This is a genomic window from Streptomyces sp. NRRL F-5650, from assembly GCF_000721365.1.
In the GTDB taxonomy this organism is placed as follows: Bacteria; Actinomycetota; Actinomycetes; order Streptomycetales; family Streptomycetaceae; genus Streptomyces; species Streptomyces ardesiacus.
In genome coordinates, this window is the sequence record NZ_JOGV01000008.1 from 122,740 (window position 1) to 139,727 (window position 16,988).

Below are 16,988 nucleotides of genomic sequence, written 5' to 3' on the forward strand. Positions count from 1 at the left end.
CACGGCGCCGGAGGCCCGGATGACGGCCGGGGCGTCCCGATGCCATCACGTGATCAGGCTGTAACCGGTCGTTCGACCAACGACAGGGCGAGCCGCGGAAGTTCCGTGCGGTCCGCCACACCTCCACTGAGCCAGTGCACCCGCGGGTCGCGCCTGAACCACGAATCCTGACGGCGCGCGAAGCGCTTGGTGGCACGGACGGTCTCCGCACGCGCCTCGTCCAGCGTGCACTCGCCGGCGAGCGCCGCGAGGACCTGCTGGTAGCCGAGCGCGCGCGACGCCGTACGCCCCTCGCGCAACCCCTGCGCCTCCAGTGCGCGCACCTCGTCGACGAGACCGGCCTCCCACATCCGGTCGACGCGCAGGGCGATGCGCTCGTCCAGCTCCGGGCGGGCCACGTCGACGCCGATCTGCACGGTGTCGTAGACGGAGTCGTGGCCGGGGAGGTTGGCGGTGAAGGGCCTGCCGGTGATCTCGATCACTTCGAGGGCGCGCACGATCCGGCGGCCGTTGCTGGGCAGGATGGCCCGCGCCGCCTCCGGGTCGGCGGCGGCCAGGCGGGCGTGCAGCGCACCCGGGCCGTGCCGTTCGAGTTCCTCCTCGAGCCGGGCCCGGATCCCGGGGTCGGTGCCGGGGAACTCCAGGTTGTCGACGGCCCCCCGGACGTAGAGGCCGGAACCGCCGACGAGGACCGGCCAGCGGCCCCGGGCGAGCAGCGCGTCGATCCGCTCCCGCGCGAGGCGCTGGTACTCGGCGACGGACGCCGTGACCGTGATGTCCCAGATGTCCAGCAGGTGGTGCGGGACGCCGCCGCGCTCCTCGGGCGTCAGCTTGGCGGTACCGATGTCCATCCCTCGGTAGAGCTGCATGGAGTCGGCGTTGACGACCTCGCCGCCGAGCCGCTCGGCCAGGAAGACGCCCAGATCGGACTTTCCGGCCGCGGTGGGTCCGACTACGGCGATGACGCGGGGGGCGGGGGGTGCGCTGCTCACCGGACCAGTCTCGCAAACCTCTCGGCCGGCCCTCGAACGAGTTACGTGACGATCCGCGACCGGGGTCGTTGCCCGTTGCGAGGTTCCCGCTCCCCGGACCACCGGGTCATGGCCCCGGCCACGCAAACGGACGCACCGGACGCCGCGGGATGTCGCCCGCACGAGTAACGTATGGAGTTGAGATGGGCGTTTTTGCACGGCTCTTCCGGAGGTCGAAGAGCACCGAGGAGGCGTCGTCCGGCGAGACGGGGACCGGCACCCCGGACACCGGGGGCGCGGCCGGAGGCACGGCCGAGGCCGAGACCGCGGGGACGGGAGACGCAGGTCCCGGGACCACGGCGGAGGCCGGCGAAGCCACCGGGACCCCGGCCGTCGCCGAGGGCGGCGACTCGGAGGGCGTCGGCATCCCCAAGCAGCAGTCGGCGGGGGAGGCCGTCGACAACGAGGCCGACAAGGGCGCCCGCACCTGACTGCCCCGTGAGGGAAGGCGAACCATGGGTCTCCTGGACAACTTGAAGGCCAGACTGGAACCGGCGAAGGGCAAGGTCTCCGACCTCGCCCAGCAGCACGGAGACAAGATCGACCGCGGTCTCGACAAGATGGCGCGGACCGTCGACGAGCGGACCAAGGGCAAGTACAGCGACCGAATCCAGACGGGCACGGGCAAGGCCAAGGACGCCATGGAACGCCTGGCCCACAAGGACGGCAAGGGCGGAGAGGAAGGCGGCGGCACCCCCGGCGGAACGCCCGGCGGCACCCCTCCGGCATCCTGACCCCCTTCCGGTACGCCGCTCGGACGGCCCGGAGCCGGCTCAAGTGGACCGGCTCCGGGCCGTCCGTGCACGCGTGCGCCCGCTCCGGCGGTGCCGTCCGCTCCGGGTGCCGTCCGCTACGACCAGGCGGCCGCGACGTAGCCGACCCCGTACGGCGCGTCCTCGTACAGCAGCGTGCCGGCGAGGCCGGCGCCCTCGGCCGCGCCCGCCAGGACCTGCCAGGGTGCCCGCCCGGACACCTTGAGCTCGCGGGCCAGTGCCACGTCCAGGGCCGCGAGGGCGGCCACGTCGGCCGTTCCCAGGGCACGGCCCGCCTCCGCGTCGAAGGGCGCCGCCCGCTCGTCGAGGTAGCCCGGCGCCTTCAGCGTGCGGCACGCGCTCGCGTCGCCCAGCACCAGCAGCGCGGTCCGCCCGCTCCGGGCGGCGATGTCCCGGCCGACGGCGGCACAGCGCTCCGCGGACAGCTCCTCCCCCACGCCGATGCCGTCGACCGGGGCGTCGGTCCACCCGGCCCGCCCGAGCAGCCAGGCGCCCACCGCCAGTCCGTGGGGCAGGTCCGGGCCGTGCGCGTCGCCGGTGTCGGCGCCCAGGTACACGTCCATGTCCACACCGAAGCCGCGGAAGGAGCCCCGCGCGCCCTGCGGATGGATCCCGGGCCCGGCGGTGTCCGCGGGTCCGACGACCACGAGCCGCTCGGGCCGGGACGCGGCGAGCACGCCGAGCGCGTCCGCGCACGCGGCGCGTGCGGCGTCCAGCTCGGGCGCGGCGCCCGCGGCGACCTCCGGTACGAGGAGCGGCGGGCAGGGGCAGACGGCGGCGGCGACAAGCATGACCGGCAGCGTATCCCCGTGCCGCCGCCCCGGACGGCACCCCCTGCGGTCAGTCGCAGCCGCAGCCGCTCGCCACCGCCGGCTGGGGCTCGGGGACGCCGATCTTCGGCAGGCCGAGCAGCACACCGGCGGGCTTGGCCTGCTCGGCCGTGTTGCGCTTCTCCCAGGCGTCGCCCGCGCGCGTGCGGCGCATGTCGAGCACCGCGCCCTCGGCGAGGAGGTGGTGCGGGGCGGCATAGGTGATCCCGACCGTCACCACGTCGCCGGGACGGACCTCCTGGTCCGGCTTGGTGAAGTGCACCAGGCGGTTGTCGGGCGCACGGCCGGACAGGCGGTGGGTGGTGCCGTCCTTGCGGCCCTCGCCCTCCGCGACCATCAGCTCCAGGGTGCGGCCGACCTGCTTCTTGTTCTCCTCCCAGGAGATCTCCTCCTGGAGGGCCACCAGGCGCTCGTAGCGCTCCTGGACGACCGCCTTGGGGATCTGGCCGTCCATCTCGGCGGCCGGGGTGCCGGGGCGCTTGGAGTACTGGAAGGTGAAGGCCTGGGCGAAGCGCGCCTCGCGCACCACGTGCAGGGTCTGCTCGAAGTCCTCCTCGGTCTCGCCGGGGAAGCCCACGATGATGTCCGTGGTGATCGCCGCGTGCGGGATGGCGGCGCGGACCTTCTCGATGATCCCCAGGTAGCGCTCCTGCCGGTAGGAGCGGCGCATCGCCTTGAGCACCGGGTCGGAGCCGGACTGGAGCGGCATGTGCAGCTGCGGCATCACGTTCGGCGTCTCGGCCATGGCGGCGATGACGTCGTCGGTGAAGTCGCGCGGGTGCGGGGAGGTGAAGCGGACGCGCTCCAGGCCGTCGATGTTCCCGCAGGCACGCAGCAGCTTGCTGAACGCCTCGCGGTCGCCGATGTCGGAGCCGTAGGCGTTGACGTTCTGGCCGAGCAGGGTGATCTCGCTGACGCCCTCGGCGACCAGCGCCTCCACCTCGGCGAGGATGTCGCCGGGGCGGCGGTCCTTCTCCTTGCCGCGCAGCGCCGGGACGATGCAGAAGGTGCAGGTGTTGTTGCAGCCGACGGAGATGGAGACCCACGCCGCGTAGGCGCTCTCGCGCCGGGTGGGCAGCGTGGACGGGAACGCCTCCAGGGACTCGGCGATCTCGACCTGCGCCTCCTCCTGCACGCGGGCGCGCTCCAGCAGCACCGGGAGCTTGCCGATGTTGTGGGTGCCGAAGACGACGTCCACCCAGGGGGCCCGCTTCACGATGGTGTCGCGGTCCTTCTGCGCCAGGCAGCCGCCGACCGCGATCTGCATGCCGGGGCGGCTCGCCTTCTTCGGGGCGAGGTGGCCGAGGTTGCCGTACAGCTTGTTGTCGGCGTTCTCCCGTACGGCGCAGGTGTTGAAGACGACGACGTCGGCGTCGCCGTCGGCGCCCTCGGGGGCGCGGACGTAACCGGCGTCCTCCAGCAGACCGGACAATCGCTCGGAGTCGTGGACGTTCATCTGGCACCCGTAGGTGCGTACTTCGTAGGTGCGTGTGCCGCCCGCTGACTGGCTCCGGTCGATGCTGCTCATGGCCACAAGGGTAGGCGGTCGCGGTGACACCGGACGCCGGGCGTGCGGCTCAGGGCTCGATGAGCCCCGCGCGGATCGCGTACCGGGTGAGTTCCAGGCGGTCGCGCACTCCGAGCTTCTGCAGCAGGTTCGCGCGGTGGCGTTCGACCGTCTTGGCGCTGATGAACAGCAGCTCGCCGATCTCCTTGGAGGTGTGGCCCTCGGCGACGAGCTTGAGGATCTCCTCCTCGCGTTCCGTGATCGGCCGCTCGGGCAGGCCGCCGCCGCCCTGCATGCGGTCGAGGTAGGAGCGGACGAGGGCCCGTTCGGCGCCGGGGTAGATGAACGGCTCGTCGCGCACGGCGGCGCGGCACGCCTCGACCAGGTCGCGGTCGGCGACGGACTTCAGGACGTATCCGCAGGCCCCGGCCTTGAGGGCCTCGAAGAAGTACTGCTCGTTGTCGTACATGGTCAGGATCAGGATGCGCAGCTCGGGCAGGCGGCGGGAGAGTTCGCGGGCCGCCTGGAGGCCGGTCATGCGGGGCATGGCGACGTCCAGGACGGCCAGGTCGACCTCGGTGGCCCGCGCGGCGGCGACCGCTTCGGCACCGTCACCGGCCTCGGCGACCACCGTGAGGTCGGGTTCGCCGTCCAGGATGAGGCGGACTCCGCGGCGTACGAGGGTGTGGTCGTCGGCGAGCAGGACGCGGATCGGGGGCCGTGCCGGCATCAGGGGCTGTCTCCGGTTCGGTCTGCGGAACGGTCCCCGGGCGGCGCGGGGACACGCAGGCGTACGTCGGTGCCCCCTCCGGGGGCGGTTTCGAGGTGGATGTCGGCTCCTATCAGCAGGGCCCGCTCCCGCATCCCGCGGATTCCGGCGCCCTCGGCGGCCGTGCCGAGGCCGGTGCCGTTGTCCCGGACGAGCAGTTCGACACCTCCGCCCTCGGGCGGGGGCAGCGGGCGCAGGGTGAGCGCGGCGCGGTCGGCGGCGGCGTGGCGGGCGGTGTTGGTCAGGCCCTCCTGGGCGACCCGGTAGAGCACGAGTTCGGCCTCCGGGGCGAGCGGGGGGAGGTCGCCGGGGATGTGCTGCTGGACGGTCAGTCCGTGGTGGGTGAACTCGGTGGCGAGCGAGCGCAGGGCGCTGGCCAGGCCGAGTTCCTCCAGGACGCCGGGGCGCAGCCGGCGGGCGATGCGGCGGATCTCGTCGAGGCCGGCCCGGGTGGCCTCCTGGGCGAGGGTCACCTCCTCGCGCAGTTCGCCGGGGACCCGGTCGGCGACGCGCTTGAGCTGGAGGAGGACGGCGGTGAGGGTCTGGCCCACCTCGTCGTGGAGTTCGCGGGCGATGCGGTGCCGTTCGCGTTCCTGGGCCTGCAGGGCGCGGCCCGCCCCGGCGGCGCGTTCGGCCTGGAGCCGGTCGAGCATCGTGTTGTACGTCTCGATCAGCTGCGCCGCCTCGGCCGGTCCGCTGACCTCGGGACGGGTGCCCGGTCCCAGCAGGTCGGCGGTGGACATGGCCCGGCCCAGCCGGTGCAGCGGGGTGAGTCCGATGCGCAGCACGACCGCGTTGCCGGCGAGCAGGGCCGCGAGACCGCCCAGCAGGACGAGGGCCTCCCCGGCCAGCACGGGGGTCGACACGGTGACCGGTCCCAGCAGCAGTGCGGTGGCGACGACCAGGCCGGCGGCGTTGAGCGAGAAGATCCGCCAGAACAGCGACACGTTCCTCTTTCCGCTCCTCCCGGCCTCGTCGCACGACACCCCCGCTGCCAGCTTCGCCGACCGCGGCCGGCCGCGTACATCCGTCACGACACCCATATCGCCACCGTACGTGCGGATGGCAGCATGGCGAGGTCGCGAGCACGTCACCGACGTGCACGAAGCCCCGGCTGGAGACGCGGCAGGCAACGCAGGACGAATGAGGGGATAGCACGTGTCAGCTCCACGCCTGAGGGCCACGCCGCTCCCGGGTATCGGGGTCCAGTACGACCTGGTGACCCGCGAGCACCGCCACCTGTCGGTGGTGGCCCACCGCGACGGCACCCGCACGGTGAACGTGTACCGGACCGACGACCCCGACTCCTGCGCCCACTCCCTGCGGCTGACGGGGTCCGAGGCGGGTGCGCTGATAGACGCGCTGAAGCCGTCCCACCACAGTGCGAGCCTGCTCTACACCACCGACCTGGGTCTGGTCGCCGAGCGGATCGAGGTGGCCGCGACCTCCCGGTGGAACGGGCGCCTGCTGGGCGACACCAAAATGCGGACCGACACGGGCGCCTCGATCGTGGCGGTGCTGCGGCGGGCCGAGGCGATTCCGTCCCCGGCGCCGGACTTCCGGCTCGTGGGTGGTGACACCTTGATCGTCATCGGCACCCGTGAGGGCGTCGACGCCGCCGCGGCGATCCTCGGGCAGGAGTGATCCCGTGCACTCCGCGGTCCTTCTGATCGAGTTCGGTTCCATCATCCTGGGGCTCGGGCTGCTCGGCCGGTTCGCCGGCCGCTACCAGCTCTCCCCCATCCCGCTGTACCTGCTGGCCGGTCTGGCCTTCGGCGAGGGCGGCCTGCTGCCGCTCGGCGCGAGCGAGGAGTTCGTAGCGACCGGCGCCGAGATCGGCGTCATCCTCCTGCTGCTGATGCTGGGCCTGGAGTACACGGCCAGCGACCTGGTCACCAACCTCAAGTCCCACTACCCGGCGGGCCTCGTCGACTGCGCGTTCAACGCCGTGCCGGGCGCGGTGGCCGCGCTGCTGATGGGCTGGGGCCCGGTGGCCGCCGTCGTCCTCGCCGGCGTGACGTGGATCTCGTCGTCCGGTGTGATCGCGAAGGTCCTCGGCGACCTGGGCCGGGTCGGCAACCGCGAGACGCCGGTGATCCTCAGCGTGCTTGTCCTGGAGGACCTGGCGATGGCGGTGTACCTGCCGATCGTCACGGCCCTGGTCGCCGGCGCCGGTCTGATGACCGGGAGCATCACCCTGGCGATCGCGCTGGGCGCGGCGGGCCTCGTGCTCTTCGTCGCGGTGCGCTACGGCAGGCTCATCTCCCGCTTCGTCTCCAGCGACGACCCCGAGAAGCTGCTCCTGGTGGTGCTGGGCCTGACGATCCTCGTCGCCGGTGTCGCGCAGCAGCTCCAGGTCTCGGCCGCGGTGGGCGCGTTCCTGGTGGGCATCGCGCTGTCCGGCGAGGTGGCGGAGGGCGCGCACACGCTGCTGAGCCCGCTGCGGGACCTGTTCGCGGCGGTCTTCTTCGTCTTCTTCGGGCTGCACACCGACCCGGCCAGCATTCCGCCGGTCCTGCTGCCCGCGCTGGCGCTCGCGCTGCTGACCGCCGTGACGAAGATCGCCACCGGGTACATAGCGGCGCGGCGGGCCGGGATCTCCGTCAAGGGCCGCTGGCGGGCGGGCGGCGCGCTGGTGGCGCGCGGCGAGTTCTCCATCGTCATCGCGGGCCTCGCGGTCTCGGCCGGCATCGAGCCGTCGCTGGGCCCACTGGCCACGGCCTACGTCCTCATCCTGGTCGTCCTCGGCCCCCTCACCGCGCGCTTCACCGAGCCGCTGGCGATGCGCCTCTTCCGGCGCCGCGACAACCCCGACCGTCCCGACGGCCCCGCCGAGGGGACGCCCCGGGCGGCGGAGGCGGAGGCCTCGGTGGGCGACTGACGCGACGCGTCCCCGCTCCGTACGACGACCCCGGCACCGGTGTGCCGGGGTCGTCGCGTGCCGGGCCCGGCGCGGCCCGGACCGGCGGGCGGGGCGGCGGCGTGTGAGCCCGGCCCTGTTCAGAGCGGGTGCGGGCTGGCAGGATCGCCTCCATGCCCACCCTGCTCTCCCGTATCGGCAGGCGCCGTGCCCTCCAGGGCGCGGTCGCCGGGGCCGTCGTGCTCGGGCTGCTGCTGTGGTGGCTGCTGCCGCTGGGCGAGAAGCCGCCGAGCGGGACGATCACGTTCAGCACGGGCACCCGCGCGGGCGTCTACCAGAAGTACGGCGAGCTGCTGCGCGCCGAGCTGCACAAGGACATGCCGGGCCTGGACGTGCGGCTGATGACCAGCGCGGGCTCGCAGGAGAACGTCGAGCGGGTGGGGTCCGGCGAGGCCGACTTCACGATCGCGGCGGCCGACGCGGTCGAGACGTACAAGCTGGCCGGCGGCCCGGGCGCCGACAAGCTGCGCGGGGTCACCCGGCTCTACGACGACTACGTGCAGCTCGTCGTGCCGACCGGCTCGGACATCCAGTCGGTGGCCGACCTGCGCGGCAAGCGGGTGGCCATAGGACTGCCCAACTCGGGGGTGCGGCTGATCGCCACCCGGCTGCTGACGGCCGTGGGCATCGACCCGGAGACGGACATCACGCCCCGGGCGGACGGGATCGACACCGGGCCCGGACGCCTCGGCGACGAGCTGGACGCGTTCTTCTGGTCCGGCGGGGTGCCGACGGACGGGCTCAGGAAGATCGCGGAGAACTCCGCGTTCCGGTTCGTGCCGATCGGCGACGACCTGGTCGCCAAGATGCACGAGACGGGCGGCGCGACCCGCTACTACCGCACCACCAACATGCCGGAGTCGGCCTACCCCACGGTCCAGAACGGCGCGGTGGTGCCGACGATGGCCGTGTCCAACCTGTTGGTGACCCGCGCGGACGTCGATCCGCGGCTCACCGAGTGGCTGACCCGCACCGTGCTCGACAGCCGCGACGGCATCGGTGCGCACGTGCACTCCGCGCAACTCGTCGACCTGCGCACCGCGATATACACCGACCCGCTGGAACTCCACGAGGGCGCCCGGCGCTACTACCGGTCGGTCAAGCCCTAGCGGTTCGCGGCCGGCGGGGGCTGCCCGTTGACCGCCGGGTGGCGAACGGCGGCAGCACCTTCCCCGGGAACCGGTGGGACCCGTAGTTGTCGGCGCAGTTGGCGAGGGTCACCGGCAGCCCGAAGGTCTCGTGGTCCGCGCGTACGGCGTGGTCCGCGCCCGCCTTGGAGGCGTTGGTGCGGAAGAACCGTCCCGGATCCAGCACGGCGAGGCTGTTGTGCGACTCGGCGGCGAAGTTCACCACGGAGACCTCGAGGTGGTGCTCGGCCCAGTACCCGGTGAAGTGCGAACCGGTGAAACCCGCGGCTCCGGTGACAAGCAGTGAGGTCCTGCTCGGCACGTTGCTGACGCGGTGTCCGCCGGGGTGCCTTCCGGTGCCGGGACTGTGGTGCTCCAGGTCGCTCTACGGGTTCGAAGGGGGGACCGGCTGTTCGGTCAAGGCAGCGGGCCCGGCCGACCCGGCGTCCCCCGCCGTGGACGGGCCTCGAGTCGCCCCCTCGGCATCTGCAGCGGCATCCACGGCGGCAGCGACGAAGGAGGCGACCATGCTGCGGCGGTCCTCCTGGGACCACGCGAGGACGAGTGCACTGGTGGGGGCATCGGTGACGGGCCGGTGGACGAGGTCCGGCTGCATGGGCTGGGCCAGCGAGCGCGGCAGGATCGCGACGGCGCGTCCCAGCCTGATCATCTGCAGGGCTTCGACCGCGTCCGTGACCTCGGGCCCCGGCCTGGCCTCGGGTGCCCCCGTCCAGCGCACGCCTTTCCAGCGGGGCAGTGTCTCCTGGGCGAGGTCGGCGAGAGTGATCTCCGAGCGGGAGGCGAGCCGGTGGTCCGGCGGCAGGATCGCGACGCGTCCTTCGACCATCAGGGTTTCGTGGTCCAGGCCCGTCAGGTCGTCGAACGGCGCGTACAGCAGGGCGAGATCGGCGCGGCCGTCGCGGACGTGATCGGCGCGGTCGGTGGCTCCGCCGAAGAGGATGTCCACCTGGCGGGCGCCGGGCCGACCGGCGTAGGCGGCCAGGATGCCGGACAGGAGGTTCGCGTCACCGCCTGGTTTGATCACCAGGCGAAGACGGGCTTGCTGATCACCGGCCCGGCGTGCCTTCTCGGCAGCGGCGCCGACGGCGTTCAGGGCGTGCCGGCCATGGTGCAGCAGTGCTTCGCCGGCGGGGGTGAGGGCGACGTGCCTGCTGGAGCGCTCCAGCAGCGTCACGCCGAGCCGGGATTCCACGCGCCGGATCGCTTTGGACAGGGCCGGCTGCGCGATCGCCAGGCGGGCCGCGGCACGGCCGAAGTGCAGTTCCTCGGCGACGGCGACGAAGTACTCCAGTTCGCGGGTTTCCAGCTCGGCCATGACGCAAGACTATCGGCCGTTCCATTCCTGGCAGGCATGGAACGTGAACGGACAGATCTTGGACGGACCCGGAAAACTCCTGTTCCTTGGAGGCATGATTCACCACACGATGATCGTGGCGTTCGACCAGCCGATTCCCGCGAGCGAGCTGGACCAGTACCTCAAGGAGTTCGAGGAACTCGCGCAGGGATTCGATCCGGTCGAGTCGGTCACGACCCGCCCTCACATCCGCGTCCCGGGCGACGACCACGCCCCGGTGGCTGTCGCCAGCGCCGTCCTGCAACTGCGCGTGCGCGACCTCGATGCCTTGAACGCGACCTTCACCATGCCCGGGGCGGCCGACCTCATCAAGCGCTGGCAGCGCCGCCACCCGTACAAGGCGGTCTGGGTCAACCACGAACCGCTGGAGTGAGACAGCTACGCCGCCTTGACGCCGGTCTGGTCACCGCCGCCGGCAGCGGGATCGGGCGCGCCGCCGCACCTGGCTGTGCCTGCGGACGTTGTGGACGTTCGGTGACACCGCCAGGACCTGCTGGTAGGCCGGAAGGTCCGGCAGTTTCGGTGCAGGCGGCGCGGGCGGTTGCCGGTCGGGCAGTGCCGGCGGTGTCGTGCGGGTGATCCGGACTTCTGCGGCGGTCCGGCCGGGTTCGTCGGGCTGGGCGGCGTTGTCGTCGGTTGCCGGGGCTCCGCCCTGTCGCCCTCCTCCGCCTTGCAGCCGCACGCGCCGGACCCCGTGGGCCGGCCCACGGGGCACCGTCGCCCGGAGCCGGCCTGATCCGAACAACACCCCCTAGCCGCGCGGCCGCGCGGGCGCCGTGCCGTTCCTGGGTACGCGGACCGTGACCTCGAGGCCGTGCGGCTCGTGGTGGCCGAAGGAGATCGAGCCGTCGCCCGCCGCGAGCAGCGCCCGGCAGATGGACAGGCCCAGCCCGGAGCCCTTGATGTTCTGGTGCCGCCCGCTGCGCCAGAAGCGGTCGCCCACGCGCGCGAGTTCCTCGTCGGTGAGCCCGGGACCGTTGTCGGTGACGACGACGGTGGCGGTGTCCCCCGCGGAGGCGACCTCGACCCGGACGGTCTCGTCGGGGGGCGTGAACTTCACCGCGTTGTCGATGACCGCGTCCAGGGCGCTGGACAGGGCCACCGGGTCGGCCCAGCCCGTGGTCGGCGGACAGTCGCCGACCAGCCGTACGCCCTTGGCCTCGGCCGTCGGAGCCCAGGCCGCCACCCGCTCGGCGCTCAGCGCGCCGATGTCGGTGAGCTGGAGTTCGGCCTGGCTGTGCTCGGCCAGGGCCAGGTCGAGCAGGTCGTCCAGGACCTGGGCGAGGCGCTTGCCCTCGGTCCGGACGGAGGCGATCTCCTCGTTGCCCTCGGGCAGTTCGAGGGCGAGCAGTTCGATGCGGAGCAGGAGCGCGGCGAGCGGGTTGCGCAGTTGGTGCGAGGCGTCGGCGACGAAGGCGCGCTGCTGCTCCAGCACGTCCTCCACGTGGTCCGCCATCTCGTTGAAGGACCTGGCCAGCCGTCTCAGCTCCGGCGGCCCCCCGGACGGCGCGACCCGGGACTTGAGCCGCCCGGTGGCGATGTCGTGGGTGGTGGCGTCGAGCACCCGCACCGGCCTGAGCACCCAGCCGGTCAGCCGCAGGGCCGCGCCGACGGCGAGGAGCATCGCGGCGAACTCCCCGGCGCCGATGACCAGCCAGCCGCGCAGGGTGCTCGACCGCATCGAGTCGGTCGGCGACTCGGTGACCACGACCGCGACCACGTCGCCGTCCCGGATGACCGGCGAGGCCACCACCAGCCGGCCGTCCTGCCACGGCCACACCTGCTCGGGGTCGTGGCTGCGACGGCTGAGCAGCGCCTCGTCGAAGGAGTCGCGGACCTCGCCGTCCTGGGGGAGGAACCAGGTCGTCGGCGCGTTGGCCATCGGGATGTGGTTGCGGTAGAAGACCCCGGCCTTGATGCCGTAGACCTCGTAGTAGCTGGTCAGCTCCGTCTGCAGGGTCTCCAGGCGCTCGTCGGTGTCCGTCCGGCGTGAGCCTCCCGAGCCGTCCTCGGTGACGAACTGGGCGAGCGCGGCGAAGCGTGCCGTGTCGTCGATGCGGTCGATGACGACCTTCTGCTGCTCCGCGCGGGCGACGCTGACGCCGAGCGGCACACCGAGCGCGAGCAGTACGGCCGCCATCAGGACGATGAGCAGCGGCAGCAGGCGTGTGCTCACCCGGCCCCTCGGGCGGTGGGGGCGACGAGGCGGTAGCCGACGCCGCGGACGGTCTCGATCAGCGTGGGCATGTGCAGCTTGGAGCGCAGGGACGCGACGTGCACCTCCAGGGTGCGCCCGGTCCCCTCCCAACTGGTGCGCCAGACCTCGCTGATGATCTGCTCCCGGCGGAAGACCACGCCGGGGCGCTGGGCGAGGAGGGCGAGCAGGTCGAACTCCTTGCGGGTGAGCTGGACCGGCGAGCCCTCCACGCTCACCTGGCGGGTCGGCAGCTCGATGCGGACCGCGCCGAGGCGGACCACGGTCTCGACGGCGCCGGTGGCCTCCTCGTGGGCGGTGCGCCGGCTGACGGCGTGGATCCGGGCGAGCAGTTCCCCGGTGTCGTACGGCTTGACCACGTAGTCGTCGGCGCCGAGGTTGAGGCCGTGGATGCGGGAACGGACGTCGGAGCGCGCGGTGACCATGATGACCGGGGTGCTCGTGCGCTTGCGGATCTTGCCGCAGACCTCGTAGCCGTCCTGGTCGGGCAGGCCCAGGTCGAGCAGGACGACGCCGAAGCCGTCGACCTCGGGGACGAGCGCCTGGAGCGCCTCCTCGCCGCTGCGCGCGTGGGTGACGTCGAAACCGTGCCGTGTCAGGATCGCGGACAGGGCGGCGGCCACGTGGTTGTCGTCCTCGACGAGCAGCAGTCTCATCCGGGCTCCCTTCGGTTCATCGGCCGTTCGCTCGGCGCGGGTAGGAATCGGGTGGGTTCGGGCAGGTCGGAACTGCGAGCACGCGCGCGTGCGTCCTGTGCAGTGACGCCGATGCAGGGGGGCGGCGTCAAGAGGCTGCCGGGTGCGGCCGCTCGAAGTTATCCGGCCGATATGCGCCCAGCTCACCAGTGCTACGACTCGTGTCCGATTGCTATCGGATCGTGATGCTCAGATCTCGCTCAGATGTAGAGACGTGACGTGTCCCGGGTCACTACTGTCCTGCGAAACCCAGGAGGACGGAGCCCGAGAGCGATGACCGAAGTATCGGTGGCCAAGGAAGACAAGGCTGCGACCGGCGATCTGGTCGTCCTGGACAGTGTCAACAAGCACTTCGGCGCGTTGCACGTGCTCCAGGACATCGACCTGACCATTCACCGCGGCGAGGTCGTCGTGGTCATCGGACCCTCGGGGTCCGGCAAGTCCACTCTGTGCCGCACCATCAACCGTCTGGAGACCATCGACGCCGGTTCGATCACGATCGACGGCAAGCCGCTGCCCGCCGAGGGCAAGGAGCTGGCCCGGCTGCGGGCCGATGTCGGCATGGTCTTCCAGTCGTTCAACCTCTTCGCGCACAAGACGGTGCTCGAGAACGTGACCCTGGGCCAGGTCAAGGTCCGCAAGGTCGACGCCAAGAAGGCCGAGGAGAAGGCCCGCGCCCTGCTCGACCGGGTCGGCGTGGGGGCCCAGGCGGACAAGTACCCGGCGCAGCTCTCCGGCGGCCAGCAGCAGCGCGTCGCCATCGCGCGTGCGCTGGCCATGGACCCGAAGGTCATGCTCTTCGACGAGCCGACGTCGGCCCTCGACCCCGAGATGATCAACGAGGTCCTCGAGGTCATGAAGCAGCTCGCCGAGGACGGCATGACCATGATCGTGGTCACGCACGAGATGGGCTTCGCCCGCTCGGCGGCCAACCGCGTGGTGTTCATGGCGGACGGCCGCATCGTCGAGGAGGCCGCTCCGGACCAGTTCTTCAGCAACCCGCGCAGCGACCGTGCCAAGGACTTCCTGTCGAAGATCCTGCACCACTGATTTCCCGGGGCGGCCCCGGGTCCCGCGTCGCCCGCCGTGGCGGCCCGCACCGACGGCCGCATCTGATCGCCTGATCCTCTGATCGTCCGATCACAGCTCGATCACAGCCAAAGGATGTTCACCATGAAGCTTCGCAAGGTCTCCGCCGCCTCGGCCGCCGTGCTCGCCCTCGCCCTGACCGCCACCGCGTGCGGCGGCGACGACAAGGACAGCGGTTCGTCCGGCGGCGACAGCAAGAAGATCACCATCGGCATCAAGTTCGACCAGCCGGGCCTCGGCCAGAAGACCCCGGACGGCTACGCGGGCTTCGACGTGGACATCGCCACGTACGTCGCGAAGAAGCTCGGCTACACCGAGGACCAGATCGAGTGGAAGGAGTCGAAGAGCGCCGACCGCGAGACCATGCTGCAGCGCGGCGACGTCGACTTCATCGCCGCCACCTACTCGATCACCCCGCAGCGCCAGGAGAAGGTCGACTTCGCCGGCCCCTACCTGCTCGCCCACCAGGACGTGCTGATCCGCGCCGACGACAACAAGATCAAGTCGCCGGAGGACCTGAACAACGCCAAGCTCTGCTCGGTCACCGGCTCCACCTCGGCCCAGAACATCAAGGACAAGCTGGCCCCCAAGGCCCAGCTCCAGCCGTACCCGACGTACTCGGCCTGCCTGCCCGGCCTGCAGAACGGCGCCATCGACGCGCTGACCACCGACGACTCGATCCTCGCCGGTTACGCCTCCCAGTCGCAGTTCAAGGGCAAGTTCAAGCTCGGCGGCTTCAAGCTGACGAACGAGAACTACGGCATCGGCGTCAAGAAGGGCAGCGACCTCAAGGACAAGATCAACAAGGCCCTTGAGGAGATGGTCGCGGACAAGTCCTGGGACAAGGCCGTCAAGGACAACTTCGGCCCGGCCAACTACAACAACGAGCCGGCGCCCAAGATCGGCGACATCAAGAGCTGAGGCCGGGCCTGACGAGGTGCGCCGCCCCACCGCAGGGGCGGCGCACCGGGGCGGGCATCCCTACACCCGGAAGCGCGGGAGATCGTGTTCGACTTTCTTCAGGATTACGACCTGGCGGGTGCCGTCTGGACGACAGTGCAGCTCGCTGTGCTCTCGGCCGTCGGTTCCCTGATCTGGGGCACCATGCTGGCCGCCATGCGGGTCGGCCCGGTTCCGTTGATGCGCGCTTTCGGAACCGCGTATGTGAACATCGTGCGGAACATCCCGCTGACCGTGATCATCCTGTTCGCGTCACTGGGACTGAGCCAGACGCTGGGGGTCACCCTCGGCGGAGGCAACGACTTCGAGACGATCAACTTCCGGCTCGCGGTCCTCGGCCTGATCCTCTACACGTCGTCGTTCGTGTGCGAGGCCCTGCGCTCCGGCATCAACACGGTGCCGGTCGGCCAGGCGGAGGCCGCCCGGGCCCTCGGCCTGAGCTTCGGCCAGGTGCTCCGGCTGGTGGTGCTGCCGCAGGCGTTCCGCTCGTCCGTCGTCCCGCTGGCGAACGTGCTGATCGCGCTGATCAAGAACACCACGGTCGCCGCCGCCATCGGTGTGGCGGAAACGGCGCTGCTGATGAAGGAGATGATCGAGAACGAGGCGCAGTTGCTGCTCATCTCCGCCGTCATCGCTCTCGTGTTCGTGGTGTTGACGCTGCCGACCGGCCTGATCCTGGGCTGGGTGGGCAAGAAGGTGGCGGTGAAGCGATGAGTTCCGTTCTCTACGACGCCCAGGGCCCCCGCGCCAAGCGGCGCAACGTCCTCCTCACGGTCGTCTTCCTGGTCGCCCTCGCCGCCCTGCTGTGGTGGGTGATCAGCACCCTCAACGACAAGGGCCAGTTGGAGTGGGCCCTGTGGAAGCCGTTCTTCACCGGCACCGAGGCGTGGTCCACGTACATCTGGCCGGGCCTGCAGAACACGCTGAAGGCCGCGGTCCTCGCCGTGGTCATCGCGCTGCCCCTCGGCGCGGCGCTGGGCATCGCCCGGCTCTCCGACCACCGGTGGGTCCGGGTGCCGGCCGCGATCGTGGTCGAGTTCTTCCGGTCCATCCCCGTGCTGGTCCTGATGATCTTCGGTCTGGCGCTGTTCGCCGAGTACACCAACGTCAGCTCGGACGACCGCCCGCTCTACGCCGTCGTCACCGGCCTGGTGCTGTACAACGCCTCGGTCCTCGCCGAGATCGTCCGCTCCGGCATCCTGTCCCTGCCCAAGGGCCAGGCGGAGGGCGCGATGGCGATCGGCCTGCGCAAGGGCCAGGTCATGCGGCTCATCCTGCTGCCGCAGGCGGTCACGGCGATGCTGCCGGCCATCGTCAGCCAGCTCGTCGTGATCCTCAAGGACACCGCGCTCGGCGGCGCGATCCTCACCTTCCCCGAACTGCTCGCCTCGGCCAACACGATGAGCGGCTACTACGGCGCCAACGTCATCGCCAGCTACACCGTGGTCGCCGTGATCTACATCGCGCTCAACTTCGCCCTCACGAGCTTCGCGAGCTGGCTGGAGCGCCGGCTGCGGCGGGCGAAGAAGTCGACCGGTGCGGTGCTGAGCGCGGACGACGTGGAGACCGCCGACGCCGGCACCGTGGGCAAGATCTGACTCACCCGACTCACAGTCATCTCGTATGACCGTCAACGGAGGCCGTGGCATGATCGCCACGGCCTCCGTCGCTTGACGCAGGCAGCGGCAATGGGTTGC

General features: G+C 71.4%; 19 protein-coding genes. 10 read left to right on the top strand and 9 right to left on the bottom strand.

All coding sequences use genetic code 11. From position 1 onward, the window contains the following. Window positions 1–53 precede the first annotated feature (53 nt). The gene (miaA, locus tag IG88_RS0110300; protein ID WP_031037843.1) at window positions 54–992 is read right to left on the bottom strand and encodes a tRNA (adenosine(37)-N6)-dimethylallyltransferase MiaA; all 939 of its coding nucleotides are present in this window, start codon (window positions 990–992) and stop codon (window positions 54–56) included. Between the two features lie 182 nt (window positions 993–1,174). Between miaA and IG88_RS0110305 the strand changes: the two genes are divergently transcribed. Continuing rightward, window positions 1,175–1,462 (top strand): hypothetical protein, encoded by a 288-nt coding sequence (locus tag IG88_RS0110305; RefSeq protein WP_031037847.1) that lies wholly within the window; start codon window positions 1,175–1,177, stop codon window positions 1,460–1,462. A gap of 24 nt (window positions 1,463–1,486) precedes the next feature. Continuing rightward, entirely contained in the window at window positions 1,487–1,765 is a 279-nt protein-coding gene (locus IG88_RS0110310) for an antitoxin (protein WP_031037849.1), read from the top strand. Window positions 1,766–1,881: 116 nt separating this feature from the next. Here IG88_RS0110310 and IG88_RS0110315 read toward each other — a convergent pair whose 3' ends face one another. The 4 genes from IG88_RS0110315 to IG88_RS0110330 are packed head-to-tail and all read right to left on the bottom strand — an operon-like array spanning window position 1,882 to window position 5,953. Next, window positions 1,882–2,595, bottom strand: coding sequence for a class III extradiol dioxygenase subunit B-like domain-containing protein (locus IG88_RS0110315; RefSeq protein ID WP_031037852.1), 714 nt, complete (start codon window positions 2,593–2,595; stop codon window positions 1,882–1,884). Between the two features lie 49 nt (window positions 2,596–2,644). Next, window positions 2,645–4,162 (bottom strand): tRNA (N6-isopentenyl adenosine(37)-C2)-methylthiotransferase MiaB, encoded by a 1,518-nt coding sequence (gene miaB / locus IG88_RS0110320; protein ID WP_031037855.1) that lies wholly within the window; start codon window positions 4,160–4,162, stop codon window positions 2,645–2,647. 49 nt (window positions 4,163–4,211) lie between these two features. After that, entirely contained in the window at window positions 4,212–4,871 is a 660-nt protein-coding gene (locus tag IG88_RS0110325) for a response regulator (RefSeq protein WP_030402632.1), read from the bottom strand. Continuing rightward, on the bottom strand, window positions 4,871–5,953 hold the full coding sequence (locus IG88_RS0110330) for a HAMP domain-containing sensor histidine kinase (protein ID WP_031037860.1): 1,083 nt from the start codon (window positions 5,951–5,953) through the stop codon (window positions 4,871–4,873). Before IG88_RS0110330 ends, IG88_RS0110325 begins: the two co-directional genes overlap by 1 nt. Before the next feature lie 115 nt (window positions 5,954–6,068). Here IG88_RS0110330 and IG88_RS0110335 point away from each other — a divergent pair, with 115 nt between their 5' ends. From IG88_RS0110335 to IG88_RS0110345, 3 genes are all read left to right on the top strand, one after another. Continuing rightward, entirely contained in the window at window positions 6,069–6,554 is a 486-nt protein-coding gene (locus IG88_RS0110335; protein WP_031037864.1) for a cation:proton antiporter regulatory subunit, read from the top strand. A gap of 4 nt (window positions 6,555–6,558) precedes the next feature. After that, complete coding sequence (locus IG88_RS0110340; protein WP_030402635.1) at window positions 6,559–7,791, top strand: cation:proton antiporter; 1,233 nt, start codon at window positions 6,559–6,561, stop codon at window positions 7,789–7,791. 152 nt (window positions 7,792–7,943) lie between these two features. Further along, window positions 7,944–8,939 carry a TAXI family TRAP transporter solute-binding subunit gene (locus tag IG88_RS0110345; RefSeq protein WP_031037867.1) on the top strand — a complete coding sequence of 332 codons (996 nt, stop codon included), beginning with the start codon at window positions 7,944–7,946 and terminating at the stop codon, window positions 8,937–8,939. Here the strand turns inward: IG88_RS0110345 and IG88_RS0110350 are convergent. Next, window positions 8,929–9,279 carry a hypothetical protein gene (locus IG88_RS0110350; protein ID WP_031037871.1) on the bottom strand — a complete coding sequence of 117 codons (351 nt, stop codon included), beginning with the start codon at window positions 9,277–9,279 and terminating at the stop codon, window positions 8,929–8,931. The two genes, IG88_RS0110345 and IG88_RS0110350, sit on opposite strands and share 11 nt — an antisense overlap. Before the next feature lie 63 nt (window positions 9,280–9,342). Further along, a complete protein-coding gene (locus IG88_RS0110355) occupies window positions 9,343–10,293 on the bottom strand; it encodes a LysR family transcriptional regulator (protein ID WP_078861459.1) in 951 nt (316 codons plus the stop codon). Between the two features lie 94 nt (window positions 10,294–10,387). On the opposite strand from IG88_RS0110355, the gene IG88_RS0110360 reads away from it, so the two are divergent. After that, on the top strand, window positions 10,388–10,705 hold the full coding sequence (locus IG88_RS0110360) for a hypothetical protein (protein WP_031037877.1): 318 nt from the start codon (window positions 10,388–10,390) through the stop codon (window positions 10,703–10,705). Window positions 10,706–11,083: 378 nt separating this feature from the next. Here IG88_RS0110360 and IG88_RS0110365 read toward each other — a convergent pair whose 3' ends face one another. Together IG88_RS0110365 and IG88_RS0110370 are read right to left on the bottom strand one after the other, a co-directional pair. Continuing rightward, window positions 11,084–12,508 carry a sensor histidine kinase gene (locus tag IG88_RS0110365; protein WP_031037879.1) on the bottom strand — a complete coding sequence of 475 codons (1,425 nt, stop codon included), beginning with the start codon at window positions 12,506–12,508 and terminating at the stop codon, window positions 11,084–11,086. Further along, window positions 12,505–13,203 (bottom strand): response regulator transcription factor, encoded by a 699-nt coding sequence (locus tag IG88_RS0110370; protein WP_031037884.1) that lies wholly within the window; start codon window positions 13,201–13,203, stop codon window positions 12,505–12,507. The genes IG88_RS0110365 and IG88_RS0110370 overlap by 4 nt, the downstream gene beginning before the upstream one ends. A 312-nt stretch (window positions 13,204–13,515) precedes the next feature. Here IG88_RS0110370 and IG88_RS0110375 point away from each other — a divergent pair, with 312 nt between their 5' ends. The 4 genes from IG88_RS0110375 to IG88_RS0110390 all read left to right on the top strand — a co-directional run bounded on the left by IG88_RS0110375 (window position 13,516) and on the right by IG88_RS0110390 (window position 16,889). Continuing rightward, the gene (locus IG88_RS0110375) at window positions 13,516–14,292 is read left to right on the top strand and encodes an amino acid ABC transporter ATP-binding protein (protein WP_030402639.1); all 777 of its coding nucleotides are present in this window, start codon (window positions 13,516–13,518) and stop codon (window positions 14,290–14,292) included. 123 nt (window positions 14,293–14,415) lie between these two features. Next, window positions 14,416–15,252, top strand: coding sequence for a glutamate ABC transporter substrate-binding protein (locus tag IG88_RS0110380; protein WP_031037889.1), 837 nt, complete (start codon window positions 14,416–14,418; stop codon window positions 15,250–15,252). Between the two features lie 84 nt (window positions 15,253–15,336). Continuing rightward, the gene (locus IG88_RS0110385) at window positions 15,337–16,005 is read left to right on the top strand and encodes an amino acid ABC transporter permease (RefSeq protein WP_030402641.1); all 669 of its coding nucleotides are present in this window, start codon (window positions 15,337–15,339) and stop codon (window positions 16,003–16,005) included. After that, window positions 16,002–16,889, top strand: coding sequence for an amino acid ABC transporter permease (locus IG88_RS0110390; protein ID WP_031037893.1), 888 nt, complete (start codon window positions 16,002–16,004; stop codon window positions 16,887–16,889). The genes IG88_RS0110385 and IG88_RS0110390 overlap by 4 nt, the downstream gene beginning before the upstream one ends. Window positions 16,890–16,988: the final 99 nt, after the last annotated feature.

Bases quoted from the DNA above. Each gene is read 5' to 3' on its own strand.
- IG88_RS0110375 (WP_030402639.1), top strand. From the start codon at position 13,516: ATGACCGAAGTATCGGTGGCCAAGGAAGACAAGGCTGCGACCGGCGAT.
- IG88_RS0110325 (WP_030402632.1), bottom strand. From the start codon at position 4,871: ATGCCGGCACGGCCCCCGATCCGCGTCCTGCTCGCCGACGACCACACC.
- IG88_RS0110380 (WP_031037889.1), top strand. From the start codon at position 14,416: ATGAAGCTTCGCAAGGTCTCCGCCGCCTCGGCCGCCGTGCTCGCCCTC.
- IG88_RS0110310 (WP_031037849.1), top strand. From the start codon at position 1,487: ATGGGTCTCCTGGACAACTTGAAGGCCAGACTGGAACCGGCGAAGGGC.
- IG88_RS0110330 (WP_031037860.1), bottom strand. From the start codon at position 5,953: ATGGGTGTCGTGACGGATGTACGCGGCCGGCCGCGGTCGGCGAAGCTG.
- IG88_RS0110360 (WP_031037877.1), top strand. From the start codon at position 10,388: ATGATTCACCACACGATGATCGTGGCGTTCGACCAGCCGATTCCCGCG.
- IG88_RS0110390 (WP_031037893.1), top strand. From the start codon at position 16,002: ATGAGTTCCGTTCTCTACGACGCCCAGGGCCCCCGCGCCAAGCGGCGC.
- IG88_RS0110315 (WP_031037852.1), bottom strand. From the start codon at position 2,595: ATGCTTGTCGCCGCCGCCGTCTGCCCCTGCCCGCCGCTCCTCGTACCG.
- IG88_RS0110345 (WP_031037867.1), top strand. From the start codon at position 7,944: ATGCCCACCCTGCTCTCCCGTATCGGCAGGCGCCGTGCCCTCCAGGGC.
- miaB (WP_031037855.1), bottom strand. From the start codon at position 4,162: ATGAGCAGCATCGACCGGAGCCAGTCAGCGGGCGGCACACGCACCTAC.
- IG88_RS0110305 (WP_031037847.1), top strand. From the start codon at position 1,175: ATGGGCGTTTTTGCACGGCTCTTCCGGAGGTCGAAGAGCACCGAGGAG.
- IG88_RS0110370 (WP_031037884.1), bottom strand. From the start codon at position 13,203: ATGAGACTGCTGCTCGTCGAGGACGACAACCACGTGGCCGCCGCCCTG.
- IG88_RS0110355 (WP_078861459.1), bottom strand. From the start codon at position 10,293: ATGGCCGAGCTGGAAACCCGCGAACTGGAGTACTTCGTCGCCGTCGCC.